The sequence below is a fragment of the Protofrankia sp. CiP1_Cm_nod3 genome (genome assembly GCF_982290655.1).
The window spans coordinates 6,378-6,944 of the sequence record NZ_CEVIVD010000148.1 but is presented as its reverse complement, the minus strand read 5'-3'; the positions used below and the strand labels follow the sequence as shown (position 1 = coordinate 6,944).

Genomic DNA, 567 nt, shown 5'->3' with positions numbered 1-567 from the left:
TAAGCCCGGCCGCCGGGTCGCGTTCGCCGAGGGGGATGTCCGCGACGCCGCCGGCAAGGTGGTCGCGACCGCCAGCAGCACCTTTCTGGTCTTTCCGCTGGAGAGCGCCACCTCGGGCACGTAGCGCGGACCGTTCACGCGGTCTCGCCCGTTCGCGAAGGTACGGCTGTCCGCGCGGATACGGCTGTCGCCCCGGCCTCCAGGGAGCGCCGGAGAGTGACCGCGTCGGAGGCCAGCGCGCTGACGAGAACACCTGGCCCGGCCAGGGGGAGCGCGGCGAACGTCCCGCCGTCGGTGCTGATGTCGGCACCGACGGCGTCTCCGCCAGTGCCAGTGGAGCTGCCGATGTCGGCGGGACCGATGGTGCCGGTGGGGCCGATGGTGCCGGTCGTGCCGGCGGGCAGGCCCAGCCCGTCCGGCCCGGGCCCGGCGATCAGCAGCGCGCCGATCACGCGGGCGCCGCCGAGGACCGCCGGCCCGTGCAGGCCCGGAGCCGCCGTATCCAGGTGCAGGGCCTGCCGGAGCAGCGGCCGGATACTCGGACCACTCGGACCACTCGGACCACTC

At 75.0% G+C, this 567-nt stretch carries 2 pseudogenes; one reads left to right on the top strand and one right to left on the bottom strand.

Going from position 1 to position 567, the window contains the following annotated elements:
* Window positions 1-124 (top strand): annotated as a pseudogene (locus tag AC5LUJ_RS20390) (aromatic compound degradation protein PaaI); the annotation flags it as partial.
* Between the two features lie 10 nt (window positions 125-134).
* Here AC5LUJ_RS20390 and AC5LUJ_RS20385 read toward each other — a convergent pair.
* Window positions 135-567 (bottom strand): annotated as a pseudogene (locus tag AC5LUJ_RS20385) (hypothetical protein); the annotation flags it as partial.